Raw genomic sequence first — 15,772 nt, 5'->3', positions numbered from 1 at the left:
GACGTTGTTTTAAACAACTCCGCTGTCGCAAAACAGACATTGGTGAAAGGAATGATCGCTGCAGGGAAACGCAGCGGAGTTCGAACATGAGCACGTATACGCAATTCAATATTTCCAAGACTGATTTTGAAAGTACGACGCTTCGACAGATGTCGCTGCCGAGGCTCGACGAACTATCCGACGACTGCCTTCTGGTCGAGGTCGAACGCTTCGCTTTCACCGCGAACAACGTCACTTATGCGATGCTGGGTGACCGGATGAAATACTGGCAGTTGTTCAAGGCGCCTGACGGCTTCGGCAATATTCCGGTCTGGGGTTTCGGCAAGGTGATCGCGTCGATGCATCCGCAAATCGCCGAAGGCGAGCGGCTGTTCGGCTATTTCCCGATGGCCTCGCATCTGGTGATCGAGGCCGCGGATGTCAGCAAGCGCGGCCTGCGCGACGGCGCGGCGCATCGGCAGGGCGTCGCGCCGGTCTACAATGCCTATGCGCGGGTGACGGGTGATCCGGCCTTTGCTGGACGCAACGGCGACTATCAGGCGCTGCTGCGGCCGCTCTTCATGCTCTCGTTCCTGGTCGATGATTTTCTCGCCGAGGAGGAATTCTTCGGTGCACGCACTGTCATTCTCTCCAGTGCCTCCAGCAAGACAGCCTTTGGTCTCGCGCATCTGCTGCACAGCAAGCGCAAGCCGGTTCGTGTGATCGGACTCACATCAACGGGCAACGCCGATTTCGTGCGGTCGCTCGGCTGTTACGACGATGTCGTGCTCTACGATCATATCGATACGCTGCCCGCCGATCAGCCGGTGGCCTTCGTCGATATGGCCGGGAATGCCGACCTGCGCGGCCGGCTGCATCGGTACCTCAAGGACAAACTCGTCTATAGCGGGCGCGTCGGGCTCACCCATCAGGATGCTGCGGTGGATGAGGAGCTTCCCGGCGCGAAGCCCGCATGGTTCTTCGCGCCGGACCAAATCCGCAAACGCGCCAAAGAATGGGGACCGGGCGGCATCGATACCCGGTTCAACGCGGCGTGGTCGGGATTCCTGCCGCTGCTGGAACAGTCGCTGGAGATTGCCGAGAGCCGTGGCCCTGTCGCCGTCGAGAATATCTATCGCGCTACACTGGCCGGCCGGGTGCCGCCCGATCAGGGGCATATGTTGTCGCTCGCGGACGGCTAATGCCGGACCATCACATCTCGCCGAGCGCTTCGCGGCGGCGCTGCTCGGACTCTTCGGCATAGCGCCGTGTCGCATGAGCCTCCGAGAGCGTGCCGAGCACGCGGTGGCTTTCGGCCTCGACCACCGCCAGCGATTCCGCTTCGGCGCCCTCGAATACCACCATGGCGTCGCGGATGTTCATGTCCGGATGCAGGACGACGTCGCGACAATGCAGCAGGCTGTTGAGCCGAAAGGCTGTCACGTCAGGCGAATGCGCTTCAGCGACGATGGCGAGGCCGACATAGCGGCCTTCGGGATCGACGGCGACGACCTGGGTCTTCGAGCCGAGCGGGAACTTCTCGCGGAATTCGTCGAGCGGCATGGTGGAGTCGACAGTCGGCACGTCCGGGCGCAGCAGCCGCCTGACGGTGAGATCGCGGATCCAGCCCACGTCGGCGGCGCTGCGGATGGTCTCGCCGCGCAGATGCAGGCGCCATGTGGCGAAGGAGTAGCCGAACAGTTCGCGGGTCATCTGGGTGGAGATGATGACGGCCACCAGCACTGCGGTGGTGAGCCAGAGATTGCCGGTGGATTCAAGCGCGATGAAGGACATGGTGAGCGGCCCGCCGATCACCGACGCCGACAGCGCGCTCATGCCGATGATGGTGTAGACGGCGGGGTCGATGGTGAAGCCTGCGCCGATCGCATTGAAGCCGACCGCGAACAGGTGGCCGCCGAGCGCGCCGAGAAACAGCGTGGCGAAAAACAGACCGCCACGAAAACCTGTCCCGAGCGAGATGATCGAGGCGAGCGTTTTCAGCGCCATCACGAAGGCGACCAATGCGACTGGATAGGCCGTCATGCCGCCGAAATGCAGCGCGCCGTGTCCGGAGGCCATAACTTGCGGCGTCAGCAGCGCCATCAACCCGACCAGCAGCCCGCCCAGCGCCAGACGCAGCGGCGGCCACAGTTTGATTTTGGTGAGCAGCGCTTCGGTCCAGGCGACGACACGCATGATGCCGATGCCGAAGGTCGCGGCGAACACGCCGAGCAGCGCCGCCACTGCGAGATCATGACCGAGCACGTCGCCGAACCGGCCGGCAACGACGCCAAGCGATAACGGATCGAAGGCATGGGCAACGAAATAGCCAATCACCGCGGCGATGCCGACCGGCATCAGACTCGCCGATGTATAGCCGCCGATCACCAGTTCGAAGGCATAGAACGCGCCGGCCAGCGGCGCACCGAATGCGCCGGCGATCGCGGCCGCCGCACCGCAGCCGACCATCACGCGCTGGTCGCCGCGGCGCAGGTGGAAGGCGCGCCCGATGGAGGCTCCGAGCCCGCTGGCGAGCTGGGTGTAGCCGGCCTCGAGGCCGACCGAGGCTCCGACGCCGCTGGACCACACAGTTTGCAGCGCGACGATGATGCTGCCGCGGAACGACATCCGCCCCCCATGGAGCGCGTTGGCCTCGATGGGGTCGACCTCGCGGGCCGGTCGCCAGCGCAAAAGCCACAGGAAAGCGACGCCCAGCAGCAGCCCGCCAAAGGTGGGAACCAGAATCGCGCGCACCGGATCAATCCAAAACTGGCTGGAGAGCCGCTGGCCCCATTCCAGATTGAACAACACGGCGTGAAGGACACTGACCGCAGCGCTCATGGCGGCCACTACGAGACCCCCGATCACGCCGATCAGCGCTGCCAGAATCGCAAGGCTGGTTTCATGCGCACGGACAAAGGCGCGCAGCCGTTGCGGGGCCTCGAGATAGCGGGAGGAAGGGACCATCGGGCAGCGTCCGGTATTTGCGGCCGCGAACCGGGCGCGCGCCACGGGGTTTAGCGGCAGGCGCTGCGACAGACCACCCGCAGTTCCCAGAAAAGCGACCCAACGCGGCGCTTTTGTGAGGGGATAAGGTCTGCCCTATGCCCTTCACAACCCTGTCACGCTGCCTGTAGTATGTGGAGACAGGTTGCTTCGCAGCCATATGTGGGGGTCAGGAGCGTTACTTGAACGCACATGTCTCGCAAGGCGGTTGGCCGGTTCTGGTCCTCAATGCGGACTTCCGGCCGCTGAGTTACTACCCACTGTCGCTGTGGTCGTGGCAAGACGCGATCAAGGCAGTGTTTCTCGACCGTGTGAATATCGTAGAGCACTACGATCACGCGGTGCGGAGTCCTTCGTTCGAATTTCAGCTGCCCAGCGTGGTGTCGCTGAAGTCGTTCGTGAAGCCGACGACGCATCCCGCCTTCACCCGGTTCAACGTCTTCCTGCGCGACCGCTTCTCCTGCCAGTATTGCGGCTCGCATGACGACCTGACCTTCGATCATATCATCCCACGCTCCAAGGGCGGCCAGACCACCTGGGAGAACGTTGTTGCGGCCTGTTCGCCTTGTAATTTGCGCAAGGGCAACATGACCACGCAGCAGGCGCGCATGTTCCCGCGCCAGACGGCGTTCGCACCGACGGTGCACCAGCTGCATCGCAACGGCCGGCTGTTTCCGCCGAACTATCTGCACGGCAGCTGGCTGGACTATCTCTACTGGGATACGGAACTGGATCCGTAGGCGTCGGGCGCTACGCCAAGATCGCTATTCCTGCTTCAGCTCGAGCTTGCGGATGATATCGCCCCATTTGGTGATCTCTCCGCGCACATAGGTCTGAGAGTCGGTCACCGAACCACCAACGGCCGCGAAGCCGATGCGGTCGAATTGTTCGCGAACACTTGCATCTGCAAGCGTCTTGTTCACGTCGGCGTTGAGCTTGTCGATGACGGGCTGCGGCGTCCTGGCCGGCACCAGGAATGCCACCCAGGTTGCATCCTCGTCGTCACTCAGTCCGAGCTCGCGCGCGGTCGGGACATCCGGAAGCGATGGCATGCGCTCGCGGCTTGTCACGGCCAGCGCCTTGACCTGTTTGCCCTTCACGAGCTCCATCGCCGCGGGCAAGGCGACGCTGGCCAGAGGCGTGTGACCGCCCATCACCGCATTTAGCGCGGGACCTGCACCCGTGAACGGCGCATGTACGATGTTGGCCTTGGCGTTGAGCTTGAATATTTTTTCAGCCGACAGATGCGGCGTGGTGCCGACACCGGCAGTGCCATAGGTGAAGTTTTCCTTGGCGGCAGAGGCGATCACCTCGCGCAGGGTCGATGCTGTGAGACTAGGCGCGCCGACGATCAGATTGGGCGTGGTCGCCGCGACCACCACGGTCTTGAATTCGTCCGGCGAATAACCGGCCTTTGCCGACAGGCTCGGATTGACGGCGAATGCGCTTGTAGTCACCAGCACGGTATAGCCATTGGGTTCGGCCCTTGCAGCCGCGGCAGCCGCGATATTGCCACCGGCACCACCGCGATTCTCGATCACGACGGGTTCGCGCCACAGGTCGTTCAGTTTCTGTCCGACAATGCGCGCGATGATATCGGCTGGGCCGCCCGGCGCGAAAGCGACGAGCAGGCGCACCGGCTGCGGGTAGGGCTGCTGGGCGACGGCGGGACCGATCGCCGTCAGCAGCGCTGCGGTGATGACGACCGCGCTGGATGCGCGCTTGAAGAAGTGCGTCACGATATTCCTCCTCGATGTTTTTTCGGGAGGCTTTTGCGCCTCCTCAACGGGTGTGGTTCAGAACACCTCGTCCTTGAACCACCGGCCCTGCGCCAGCGCGTATTCGGCAATCTCCATACGCGTGCCGATCCAGACATCGTCGCGCTTGCGCGCCAGCTTGATCATGGCGTCGTAAACCCACGCGCCTGCCGGCCGACCGAACACATGGGTATGCGCGGTGACATCGAGCATGAACGGTGCCGCGTCGGCTTGGCTTGCATTGTCGAGGATGGCGCGGAACTGGTCGATCAGCGTCGCCGGCGCATTGCCGTAGCGGATGCTGTGCGGCAGATCGTTCACGTCCATCGTGAGCGGAATGCCGACGATGCGTTGCTCCGGCGCATCTTTCTGTATGATAATCGAGGGCAGGTCGTCGTCATTGCAGTCGCCGAACCAGACATAGCCTTCCTCAGCGAGCAGCTTTGGCGAAATCAGGCTTCCGGTGCCACGTGGGCTGATCCATCCTTTCGGACGTTCGCCGGTGACGGCGGCGATGAGGTCACCGGTGCGGCGGATATTGGCGCGCTCACCGGCCTCGTCGAAATAGACCGGGATGACATCCATGCCATAGGAATGCGCCACGATCTCGTGACCGGCGGCATGAAGCTCCTTCAGCACGGTCGGGTGGGTTTCGGCCAGCACGCCGTTGACCATGATGCTGGTCTTCACATCGTTTGCGGCAGCGATGCGCGTGAGGCGCTGGATGCCGCGTACGGCGCCGTAGCTTGCCCAGGAATGCGCGTTGGTATCGAAAAAGCCGGGCTGCAACACGTTGCCCATCGGCCCGATGCCCGGTGCCTTGCCGGGCGACCAGGCCTCATAGGCCAGATTGAAGACGATGCCGATGCGTGCGCCATTCGGCCAGCGAAAGTCCGATGTTGCACGCTGCACGCGGAATGTCCGGGAATCACTCATGTTGTTGTCCTTGTTTTTGGCGAGTGCGTGCCGTGTCAGGCCACGATGCTGTTGGACAGGATGCCGATGCCTTCGATCTCGGCTGTGACGCGATCCCCCTTGAGCAGGAAGCGCGGCGGCGTCATCGCATAGCCGACCCCGGACGGAGTTCCGGTGGCGATCACGTCTCCAGGCTCCAGCGTGAGGCCACGCGTCAGATGTTCGATGATGGCTGGGATATCGAAGATCATGCGGCTGGTGCGGCTGTCCTGGCGGACCTCGCCATTGACCGTGCTGAAGATCCTGATGTCGGCAACATTCGGCAGCGCGGACGCATGGACCACAACCGGCCCGAATGGGCAGGAGCGATCGAGGCCTTTGCCTTTGAACCACTGGCCGTAACGGCGTTGCATGTCGCGGCCGGTGATATCGTTGATGATCGAATAGCCGAACACATGATCGAAGGCGTTCTGCGCGGAAATATTGCTGCCCGGCTTGCCGATGATGACGGCGAGCTCGACTTCGTAATCGAGCTGTTCGGTGACATTGGCATGCTGCGGAATCGTCTCACCTGAAGCGATCACGGCGGTCGGCGGTTTGGTGAAGAATTCCGGCACGCTTGGCAGCGGCGCGGGCGCCTTGCCCTGCGCGCGCATGCCTTCGTCGATATGGTCCTTGTAATTGCGGCCGACGCAGAAAACGTTCTTCTTTGGCCGCGGGATCGGTGCCATCAGCGTCAGCGATGCCAGCGCAACAAGGTTCGCGGCAGTCGCGGTGGATGCGAGATCACGCACGATGGCGAGCCCCGCTTCGCCGGCGTCGGCGAGATCGCCGACATGGCGCGGCGCGGAGGCCTGGCCTGCAGCCGGCCACGCCTTTGTCAGATCGAGAACATTGTCATCGATCACGAGGCCAAGATGCGATCCGTCTGCGGCTGCAAAAGTCAGGAAGATCATGGTGTGGTCTCATTCTGTTCGGGGAGGTCAAATTCTTTCAGCGACGCCGCTGCCTGGTCGCGCAGCAAACGGACATGCCGTCGTGCGAGCATTTCCGCGCGGTCGGGATCGCGCTGTGTGATCGCGTCGATGATGTCGTGGTGCTCATGAAACGATTGCGAGCCGCGATTGAGACGCTCGATGAAGCGCAGTCCCGCCATTTTCAGATGCCCGAATGAGTCCCATGTTTTGCCGAGCAGGGCGTTGCCGCTCTCTTTGATCATCAGCGCATGAAAGGCGGTGTTGGCAGCGGCATATTCGGCGGGCCGTGCCAGCGCGCCGGCTTCATCGAAATCGGCGAACACGGCCCGCAGGCGGGGCGCGACATCATTCGCACCGTTGAGGGCGACTTCGCGCGCTGCCAGACCTTCCAGCATTTCTCGGATCGACAGCCATTCGAGATATTCCGGCAGCGATGTCGGCATCAGCCGTGCGCCGCGGCGCGGGCGAAACGTGATCAGCCCTTCCTGCTCGAGCCTGCGCATGGCCTCACGTACGGGCGTCCGGCTGACCCCGAGCTCTGCCGCAAGCTCCTCTTCTCGAAGCCGCAAGGGAGCCGTGAGGCCGGCCGCGCGCACCCCCAGCCGAACTTTCAGGGCCGTATAGACTTCGTCTCTCAGATAGGGCCTGGCGGCAATTGGGCTGATGCTCATAAATTTTGTATATGTATACAAAATCAAAAAGTCTATGGTATTTCAATGTTGCAACGCAGCGATTTTGCCGGATGTGAGTGATTTGGATGATCTGTAACTGGGGCTGACAGATCTTTCGCCGGGCGCGGAGATGGCCGCTTTGCCGTCGTATCAGTATGGTCTCTGGCTTCTTGCTCGGTCCTGGATTGATGGGGCCAAACGATTCGCCCGGAGCTTCCGATGAGCGACATAGTCGTCGACGATATCGTTGTTCTGCTGCCGCCCCTGCTGCAGTCGCTCGAGGCGCTGCAATTCGTTGCGCGCAATCTGCATCCGCCGACTTTCGGTGCCGTCATGGAAGCGGTGGGCGAGCCCGATCAGGCGCTCAAGGCGGTGCGCGCAGAGCTCAACGCTTGGCCGGATGATTTTAGCGATCTGCGGGCACATCTCGATGCGGCGAGCGACGCGGCGCTGACTGCCTTTACGGGCCTGCGTGCCGCCCAGCAGCCCGGTGGCGATCTGCCGATGGTGTTTCGTGCATTGCGCCACGCCACGCGCGCGCAGGAATCGCTCTATGCCACGGTGGCGCGGCTGCCGCCTGTGAGTACGTTCTTTCTTCCGCCTGACGAGCGCGAGAACGCGGCACTGCTTGAACGACTGGCATTGCCTTCGGTAGAGAACACCGGCGTCATTCATGATGGCGAGCCCGGACGTCGCGGCGGTTTCTCAATGTATGTGCCGGAAACCTACGCGCCGGATCGTGCCTGGCCGCTGGTGATGGCGCTGCATGGCGGCAGCGGCAACGGCCGGGCTTTCTTGTGGAGCTGGCTCGCCGATGCGCGCAGCTCTGGCGCGATCCTCATCGCGCCGACGGCGATCGGCAGCACCTGGGCGCTAATGGGCGACGATGCCGATACGCCGAATCTTTCGCGCATTCTCGATCTGGTGCAGTCGCGCTGGCATATCGATCCCGCGCAATTGCTGCTGACCGGCATGAGCGATGGCGGCACCTTCTGCTATGTCAGCGGCCTCCGCGCCGAGTCGCCCTTCACCCATCTGGCGCCGGTGGCCTCGACCTTCCATCCGCTGATGGCGCAGTTTGCCGATGCAGATCGCCTGCGTGGCCTGCCGATCCATCTCGTCCATGGCCGTCTCGACTGGATGTTCCCGGTGCAGACCGCGCGCGAGGCACAGCAGGCGCTCACGATCGCCGGCGCCGATGTCACCTATCGCGAGATCGACGATCTCAGCCACTGCTATCCACGCGAGGTCAATGCGGTGCTGCTGGCGTGGCTCGCACAACGTTCCGGTGCGTAACCAAACGCCGCAGGGCCGCTAAGTTCACAGGCTGGACTTCCACGTCCGCGATCGGTTCTTATATGGCGGGGGCTACCCATTCCGGACAAAGGAGATTTTGCATGCCTTCACTGACCGAGTGGAAAGTGCCGCCGGGCGTGCAGCCGCGTGCTGAGGATTACGGATTCGACCTCGAACAGGCGCTGGAGGCGGTGGTTGGGCTGCATTGCATCATCCCGGAAGATGCTTTCACGGCAGATACCCTCGGCATCGAGCGCGCCGGCAATGGCGTGCTGATCGGTGACGGCCTCATTCTCACCATCGGCTATCTCATCACCGAAGCCGAAACGATCTGGGTGCATCTCGGCGACGGCCGTGTGGTGCAGGGCACGGCGCTCGGCGTCGATCAGGAAAGCGGTTTCGGACTCGTGCAGGCGCTCGGCGAGATCGACATCGCGCCGCTGCCGCTCGGTGAGTCGGCGAGCGCGAAGATCGGCGATCGCGTGGTGGTCGGCGGCGTCGGCGGACGCACGCGGTCCGTGGCCGGGAAGATCGCCGCGACACAGGAATTCGCCGGCTATTGGGAATACCTGCTCGACGACGCGATTTTCACCCATCCGGCGCATCCGAACTGGGGCGGTGCCGCCCTGATCAACGCCAAAGGCGAGTTGATCGGCATCGGCTCGCTGCAGATCGAGCGCGAGCACGGCGGCAAGAACGAACATCTCAACATGGTCGTGCCGATCGACCTGCTGAAGCCGGTCCTCGACGATCTCAAGACCTATGGTCGTGCCAACAAGCCGCCGCGGCCGTGGCTCGGGCTGTATGCCGCCGAGGTCGAGGACAAGGTCGTCGTGGTCGGGATCGCCAGAAAGGGCCCCGCGGCCCGGGCCGAGCTCAAGACCGGCGACGTGATTCTTGCCGTGAACGGTGAGGAGGTATCCGATTCCGTCGAATTCTATCGCGCACTCTGGGCGCTCGGTCCGGCCGGTGTCGACGTGCCGCTGACGCTCTATCGCGGTGGCGATACATTCGATGTCGAATTGGTATCGACGGACCGCTCCAAGATGCTGAAAGCTCCCCGGCTGCACTGACGCCAGGATACACGCGACGCAATCGCGGCCTTGTCGTAGGCATCATGCGCACCGCAACATGTGCGGTGCGCAGCATCTCGACGTGATCAGTGCGCGTGTCCGCCGCCGGCCGGTGCCGAAGCGCCGACGGCGTTGACGTCGAGTTCGATATCCACCTTGCCGGCCTTCTCGAACTGCAGCTGCGCCTTCACCTTGTCGCCCTTGGCGAACGGCTTGGCGAGATCCATCAGCATCAAGTGATAGCCGCCGGGCTCGAGCTTCACGGTGGCGCCGGGCTTGATCTCGAGCCCTTCATTGAGCGGGCGCATCTTCATCACGCCATCGGTCACGCTCATCTCATGCACTTCGATGCGGCTGCCGCCGGTGAATGTGCCCCCCAGGAGTTTGTCGCTGGTCTTGCCGTTGTTGGTGATGGTGAGATAGCCACCGGCCACCTTGGCCGCGGGCGGTGTGGCGCGCGTCCAGGGCGTCATGATCATCAGGTCGCCCGCATGGACCATGCCGGCCATCTGCGCCATTGCATCATGTGGTGATGCCGCCGCAAGGCGCACGATCGGCGCCGGTGATTTCAGGCTGTGCGGATCCTGTCCCGCAGCCGGGATCTGCGCCCAGTCTTCCGAGCCCTGCTCGCAGCTCTGCAGTGTCGGCAGATATAACGGTGCATCGGCCTTCAATGCGGCAGGCAGATAGGCCGAGAATACGAACTCGTCATAGAAATCGTTGTCGAGCTTCCCGGTCCAGGTGATTTCCTTGACGCCTTCCGACGCTTTCATGCCGTGCATGAAATCGTAGGACTGTGCATAGGCGCCTTTCTTCACGGCGACGGTCCAGCCCGGCTTCGGCATCGGCTTCACTGCGATCATCCCTTCCGGAATCTGCACGGTGATCTTCGTCGTTGGCGAGGCACCGCAGCCATGCGGCACGGCGAGCACCGCGCGATAGGAGCCGCCGACCGTGGCCGGGCCGCTCTGCACGAAGACATGGGCATAAGCAGGCGATGCCACTGCGCCCAGCGCAGTGAGAAGCAACAGCATGGAGCGGTTGGTCATGGAACGTCCTTTCGTGGATTGAAGCATAGCGGAATTCGTCATCTTCACCACCTCGCCTTGACGCCGGCATAGATGGCGCGGCCGGTGCCGGGTTCGAACAGCGGCGATGTTGCCGTGGCTTGATTGAGAATGCTGGCGGACGCGATGTAACGGGTGTCGAGCACGTTACGTGCTTCGATATAGCCCGAATATGTGCCGCCATTGTCGACGCCGGCTTTCAGGCCGAGCAGCGCATAGGGTTCGGTCTTCAGCGTATTGGCGCTGTCGACATAGTAAGCTTCCGGCACCCATTCGAGATTGGGGCCGAGATAGAACCCGTTGGCGTGCTTGTAGAGCAATTCCGCGCGCAGATAGTGCCGCGGCGCGCCCGGCAGCAGGTTGTTGCCGAAAGTGGCGTCATTGTCGAAGCGGAAGTCGTTGAACGTATAGGCCATGTTGAGCCAGAGCTTGTCCGGCAGTGGCCCCGCATCGAATATGCCCTTGAACACGGCGATGCCGAGACCGGCCTCGATGCCCTGATGGATGGTGCTGTCGGCATTCGAGACGTTGCAGCTGCCGTTGGAGCTGTAGATGCACTGCAACTCGTCCCTGATTTCCGCCCGGTAACCAGTTAACTCCCAAGTCAGGTCAGGACGTCGACCGCGGGTGCCGATCTCATAGGTCGTCGCGCGCTGCGGCCGGATGCTGGTGAAGGGGATCATCGGATTGCTCGCGCCCGAACTGTCCCTGCCAGACACGCTCTCGCCGAAGCTCGGGACTTCGGCACTGCGCGAGACATTGGCATAGGCCTGCCAGGTCGGATCGATATTCCAGAGCAATCCGCCCTTCGGGCTCCACAGGTTGAATTCGGTGGCGCCAGATTGGTCGCCATCGTTCAGGAAACGGTCCTGACGGTTGCGCGTGGCATAGAGGAATTGCGTGCCGCCAATCAATGCGACGGTGGGCAGCACATAGAGCGAGTTCTCGACATAGACCGACGTGTTCTTCGAGCGGTCGATCGAGGACGACGCCAGCGCGCCCTTCTGGCCCGCGACATTGACATACTGGTTGTTGTCGATCCGGCCGTTGATGACATTCACGCCCGCGACGAACACGTTGCGATAGCCGCCGATATTGCGGTCGTCGGTCACTTTCGCGAAGCCACCATAGTCTTGATAGCTGTAGTCCAGATACTGGAAGATCGGATGCATCAGGTGCCGGTCGACGCCGAAGACGCCGAAGTCGATGGTGGTATTGTCGAGCCGGATGGTCGTCTTATTGGCAAGACGCACGGTGTCGATATTGCGCTGCTGGTCGCCGGTGAGGTTGCTGGCCGCCGCGGTGGTCGGCGAATTCAGCGCGCTGTCTTTGCTGACCGAGCCGGGAATGCGCTGCCGCACGCTGTTGGCATTGAGATAGAAGCGGGTCTCGAAGTCCGGCGAGAACTGGTAGCCGACATTGCCGCTGACGCGTGTTGCCTCGCCGTAGCTGTGATCGCGGAAGCCATCGGCGGATTGCGTCGAGGCCGTGATGAAGCCGTCCCACGGACCGTTGGCACCGCCGGTGTTGGCCTGCAGGCGGCGGAAGCCGAAGGCACCCATGTCGACCGACGCGCCGTTCGGAAAAGGATCGCGGCCGGTGGGTGTCACGAAATTGATCGCGCCGCCGAGCGAATTGGCGCCGAAGCGCAATGCGTTGCCGCCCTTGAACACCTCGACATATTTATAGGCGGTCGGGTCGATCTCCTGGAAATCGCCATAGCCGTCGGCGGTGTTGATCGGGATGCCGTCCATATAGAGCTGCACGCCGCGCAGATGGAAATTGCGCGACAGACTCGATCCGCGGATCGACAGCCGGGTGTCGTCACCCCATTTCGGTTGCGCGAACACGCCCGGTACGTAGTCGAGGATGTCCTTGATGGTGTTCGACGGCGTCGATGTTCGCCACGCATCCGCCGTCACCAGCGCGACGCCGCCGGGCGTCTGCTGGATCTCGCGGAGTGCCTGCTGCGCAGTGAGCACTGTGAGCGCGCCCGGCATGCTCGGCGCCTGGGCGTCGACGCGAGCTGGTGTGGCCGCAGGGGTGCTGCGGGCCGCGCGAGCGTTCGGCGCGGCGTTGCGTGGCTTGCGCGAGGCGGTAGCGCGCTGCTGCGCGGGTGCATCGACGGTAACCGCCGGAAGCGATGTTGAAAGGGCCGATTGGGCCGACACCGCGCCTGGAATGAGCGTGGCCGCGGATGCGAGCAGGACGCTGCGCAGCCGCATGGAAACGGATAGCATGGGGAAAACTCCACCGGGATTGAACTGAGCAACGCGCGCGCTGATGCGCGGCGTCTGACGGCGTGGAACGTCAGCTCAGGCACGGTGGCGCGCGGGCCCGGTGGTCGGAGGTTGCTGCTTCCGCAACGATGCGATCGTCGAGGGCGGCGACGGGAGCGATCGCGATGGCGATACGCGAGACGAGGAAAGTCGCGGAGGCCGGCGGGGCACCCGGCGCATGGGTGCCGACGCAGATCGGGCAATGCACCGCAGGAGCGCCTGATGTCTTGTCGGCGTCGTCAGGGGATGCGGCAAGGTCAGGATGGGTGAGGCAGAGCTCGAAGCCTGCGGCCTGCGCGGTCGGCGAGATCGCGGCGAGCAACAGGCTGGACAGCACGACATTGAGCACAAGCGCGTAGGCAGCGGCCAAAGATGCCACGGCCCCAAACCAGCGTTTGCGCGAAACATGTGTCACGGGAACGATCCTCGCCTCCCGATTAACACGGGGGCGGAACCTGTCAAAGCCGTTCGTGGAGCGAAGTCACCCGAAATCTAGAGAACGACGATGCCGGAATGCTTGGCCTTGTCGTCGGGTTCGACATGGATGGTGATCAGCGCCTCGCCGATCTCCTGGCGGATCGCGGTCTCGAGCTTGTCGCAAATGTCGTGCGCGGCGCTCACGGTGGTCGATCCTGCCACCACCAGATGGAAATCGATAAAGGTCATGCTGCCGGCGCGGCGGGTGCGCAGGTCGTGCGCCTCGATGGCGCCGTCGGCATGGGCCGATATGGTCTGCTTGATGCTCGCGAGCATGGCTGGCGGGATGGCCTCATCCATCAATCCGCTGAGCGACTCCTTCATCAGGCCCCAACCGGCCCACAGGATGTTGAGCGCGACGAGCGCCGCAAGGATGGGATCGAGAATGGCGATGCCCGACAGTGCCGCTACTCCGACGCCGCCGAGAACACCGATTGAAGAATATACGTCGGACAGCAAATGGCGGCCGTCTGCTGCCAGGGCAGGCGAGCGGTGGATGCGACCTTGCCTGATCAGCACCCATGCCCAACCTGCATTGATGATGCTCGCCGCTGCGTTGAGCAGCAGCCCAACCCAGGGTGCTTCGACAAGGCGCGGTACAAGATAGCTTTGATAGGCTTCGCGCAGGATCAGGATCGCGGCGAGCACGATCAGTACGCCTTCGAGCACGGCCGAGAAATATTCAGCCTTGTGGTGCCCGTAGGGATGATCGTCGTCTGCCGGTTTCGCGCTCAGCGTGGTCGCAAGCAAAACGACGATGGCCGTCACGACATTGACGATGCTTTCAATCGCATCGGACAGCAGTGCGACGCTGCCGGTCAGATGATAGGCAGCGTATTTCATACCGAGGACCAGCAGGCCAACGGCAATGCTGCCTTGCGCAAGACTGCGAACGCTTGTCATCTGAAAATCTCGTTGGGGTAACGCGAAGTCTCACGCGGCTGTGTGCTCTAATATGCCGATCACAACGATGCAAGCCGTGAAATCCAGCTGCAAGTGCTTCGCATTATAAGGCGCGTGTACTTCGTCGAGCACGTCGTCCTCCCAATGGACATGATATCGATCTCGTTATGCGCGTGATGTTTGTAGCGGTCGTCCGCGCATTGATAGTTGCGGGACGACATCGTGCTGGATCGTGTCGTCATGGCGTGGTCCTCAATGTTGTCGGCCTCAACAAGGCCGGGGAGACCCATGGTGGAGTGTTCCGGCCCGCTTCGGCGGGCATCGCTGTTGCGGTTCCGTGGGCAGGCTCGCGCTGCGCGCCGGCCGACCCTCAAGGGCGATCGATCAACCTGAGGTTATTCGTGAGCCTGCGTGGCTGTGGCGCGATCACCACAGCGGGGCGCAAAGTGCAGCACAGAGCTGTTCCATGAGCGAAATGACACGCTGTTGAGCCTGATTTGATCGCTCAGCCCTGTATGAGGTGCGGGTCGTCCGGGTTGGACGCGTTGCAGCAAGGGTTGGGAATGACAGGTTTTGGTGGATCACGCGGGCTGCGCCTTCTGGCGCTTTTGATGTTGCCCGCTGTGTTGGCAGGATGTGCAAGCAGCGGGGGGATGATGTCGTCCACCGGCTTTGGCGGTCCGTCCGCCAGCTATGCCGAGTTGAATGACGGCGGGCACACGCTGCCGGCCATCGACGTCTCCGGAATCGATTCGGCGATGCTGCGTCAGCGCGTCGCCTACCGCACCAAGGAGCCCGTCGGCACCATCGTGGTCGATACGGCCGCACGGCATCTCTATCTCGTGGAAGGCGACGGCAAGGCGATGCGCTATGGCATCGGCGTCGGCAAGGCCGGCCTCGCTTTCGCCGGCGCTGCGGTGATCAAGCGCAAGGCCGAGTGGCCGCACTGGAGCCCGACGGAAAACATGATGAACCGCGAACCCGCGCGCTACCGCAAGATGGCGGGCGGCATGGAGGGCGGCATCGATAATCCGCTCGGGCCGCGTGCGATGTATCTCTATCAGGGCGACCGCGACACCATGTTTCGCATTCACGGCACCACCGAGCCCGAGACCATCGGCCACGCCGTTTCCAGCGGCTGCATCCGGCTGATGAACCAGGATGTGGTCGATCTCTACAGCCGCGTGAAGATCGGTAGCCGCGTCGTCGTGATCCAGGGCGGCCGCGCCGAGTCCTGAGACGCGCCTTTGACCGAGAATTCAAAACGCCGGGTGTCTCTGATACCCGGCGTTTTGCGTTCGACGCCGCGAATTTTGCCATAGCCGGTTTCGTTGCACCGTTTTATGGTGCATCCTGAATTCAATACATCTTT

At 62.8% G+C, this 15,772-nt stretch carries 14 protein-coding genes; 5 read left to right on the top strand and 9 right to left on the bottom strand.

Annotated elements, in window-relative coordinates; genetic code table 11:
* The first annotated feature begins 86 nt into the window (after positions 1–86).
* Positions 87–1,181 carry a DUF2855 family protein gene (locus AB7783_RS19905; RefSeq protein WP_441278573.1) on the top strand — a complete coding sequence of 365 codons (1,095 nt, stop codon included), beginning with the start codon at positions 87–89 and terminating at the stop codon, positions 1,179–1,181.
* A gap of 10 nt (positions 1,182–1,191) precedes the next feature.
* On the opposite strand, the gene AB7783_RS19900 is transcribed toward AB7783_RS19905, so the two are convergent.
* Positions 1,192–2,946, bottom strand: coding sequence for a chloride channel protein (locus AB7783_RS19900; protein ID WP_441278572.1), 1,755 nt, complete (start codon positions 2,944–2,946; stop codon positions 1,192–1,194).
* A gap of 221 nt (positions 2,947–3,167) precedes the next feature.
* Between AB7783_RS19900 and AB7783_RS19895 the strand changes: the two genes are divergently transcribed.
* A complete protein-coding gene (locus AB7783_RS19895; protein WP_089267641.1) occupies positions 3,168–3,725 on the top strand; it encodes an HNH endonuclease in 558 nt (185 codons plus the stop codon).
* A 24-nt stretch (positions 3,726–3,749) separates the two neighbouring features.
* Here the strand turns inward: AB7783_RS19895 and AB7783_RS19890 are convergent, their stop codons facing one another.
* From AB7783_RS19890 to AB7783_RS19875, 4 genes are read right to left on the bottom strand one after another with little or no spacing between them, the layout of a single operon-like run.
* A complete protein-coding gene (locus AB7783_RS19890; RefSeq protein ID WP_441278571.1) occupies positions 3,750–4,724 on the bottom strand; it encodes a Bug family tripartite tricarboxylate transporter substrate binding protein in 975 nt (324 codons plus the stop codon).
* A 57-nt stretch (positions 4,725–4,781) separates the two neighbouring features.
* Positions 4,782–5,678 carry a polysaccharide deacetylase family protein gene (locus AB7783_RS19885; protein WP_441278570.1) on the bottom strand — a complete coding sequence of 299 codons (897 nt, stop codon included), beginning with the start codon at positions 5,676–5,678 and terminating at the stop codon, positions 4,782–4,784.
* Between the two features lie 35 nt (positions 5,679–5,713).
* Positions 5,714–6,613: a fumarylacetoacetate hydrolase family protein gene (locus AB7783_RS19880; RefSeq protein WP_441278569.1), complete on the bottom strand. Its 900-nt coding sequence runs from the start codon at positions 6,611–6,613 to the stop codon at positions 5,714–5,716.
* The gene (locus AB7783_RS19875) at positions 6,610–7,305 is read right to left on the bottom strand and encodes a GntR family transcriptional regulator (protein WP_441278568.1); all 696 of its coding nucleotides are present in this window, start codon (positions 7,303–7,305) and stop codon (positions 6,610–6,612) included. Before AB7783_RS19875 ends, AB7783_RS19880 begins: the two co-directional genes overlap by 4 nt.
* 219 nt (positions 7,306–7,524) lie before the next feature.
* Here AB7783_RS19875 and AB7783_RS19870 point away from each other — a divergent pair, with 219 nt between their 5' ends.
* Together AB7783_RS19870 and AB7783_RS19865 are read left to right on the top strand one after the other, a co-directional pair.
* Positions 7,525–8,601 (top strand): phospholipase, encoded by a 1,077-nt coding sequence (locus AB7783_RS19870; RefSeq protein ID WP_441278567.1) that lies wholly within the window; start codon positions 7,525–7,527, stop codon positions 8,599–8,601.
* Positions 8,602–8,702: 101 nt separating this feature from the next.
* Positions 8,703–9,674 carry a S1C family serine protease gene (locus AB7783_RS19865; RefSeq protein ID WP_441278566.1) on the top strand — a complete coding sequence of 324 codons (972 nt, stop codon included), beginning with the start codon at positions 8,703–8,705 and terminating at the stop codon, positions 9,672–9,674.
* A gap of 86 nt (positions 9,675–9,760) precedes the next feature.
* On the opposite strand, the gene AB7783_RS19860 is transcribed toward AB7783_RS19865, so the two are convergent.
* The 4 genes from AB7783_RS19860 to AB7783_RS19845 form a co-directional block, all read right to left on the bottom strand.
* Positions 9,761–10,723, bottom strand: a complete 963-nt coding sequence (locus AB7783_RS19860; protein WP_441278565.1) for a DUF1775 domain-containing protein — start codon at positions 10,721–10,723, stop codon at positions 9,761–9,763.
* Positions 10,724–10,767: 44 nt separating this feature from the next.
* Positions 10,768–12,981 carry a TonB-dependent receptor family protein gene (locus tag AB7783_RS19855; protein ID WP_441278564.1) on the bottom strand — a complete coding sequence of 738 codons (2,214 nt, stop codon included), beginning with the start codon at positions 12,979–12,981 and terminating at the stop codon, positions 10,768–10,770.
* 70 nt (positions 12,982–13,051) lie between these two features.
* Positions 13,052–13,435 (bottom strand): DUF2946 family protein, encoded by a 384-nt coding sequence (locus tag AB7783_RS19850; protein ID WP_439065124.1) that lies wholly within the window; start codon positions 13,433–13,435, stop codon positions 13,052–13,054.
* A gap of 77 nt (positions 13,436–13,512) precedes the next feature.
* Complete coding sequence (locus AB7783_RS19845) at positions 13,513–14,400, bottom strand: cation diffusion facilitator family transporter (RefSeq protein WP_441278563.1); 888 nt, start codon at positions 14,398–14,400, stop codon at positions 13,513–13,515.
* A 653-nt stretch (positions 14,401–15,053) separates the two neighbouring features.
* On the opposite strand from AB7783_RS19845, the gene AB7783_RS19840 reads away from it, so the two are divergent.
* The gene (locus AB7783_RS19840) at positions 15,054–15,638 is read left to right on the top strand and encodes a L,D-transpeptidase (protein ID WP_441278562.1); all 585 of its coding nucleotides are present in this window, start codon (positions 15,054–15,056) and stop codon (positions 15,636–15,638) included.
* Positions 15,639–15,772: the final 134 nt, after the last annotated feature.

Origin of the sequence: Tardiphaga sp. 172_B4_N1_3, from assembly GCF_052076035.1 — a bacterium.
GTDB lineage: Bacteria > Pseudomonadota > Alphaproteobacteria > Rhizobiales > Xanthobacteraceae > Tardiphaga > Tardiphaga robiniae.
Note: the sequence above shows the minus strand (reverse complement) of the source record. Positions and strands in the feature narration are given on the sequence as shown.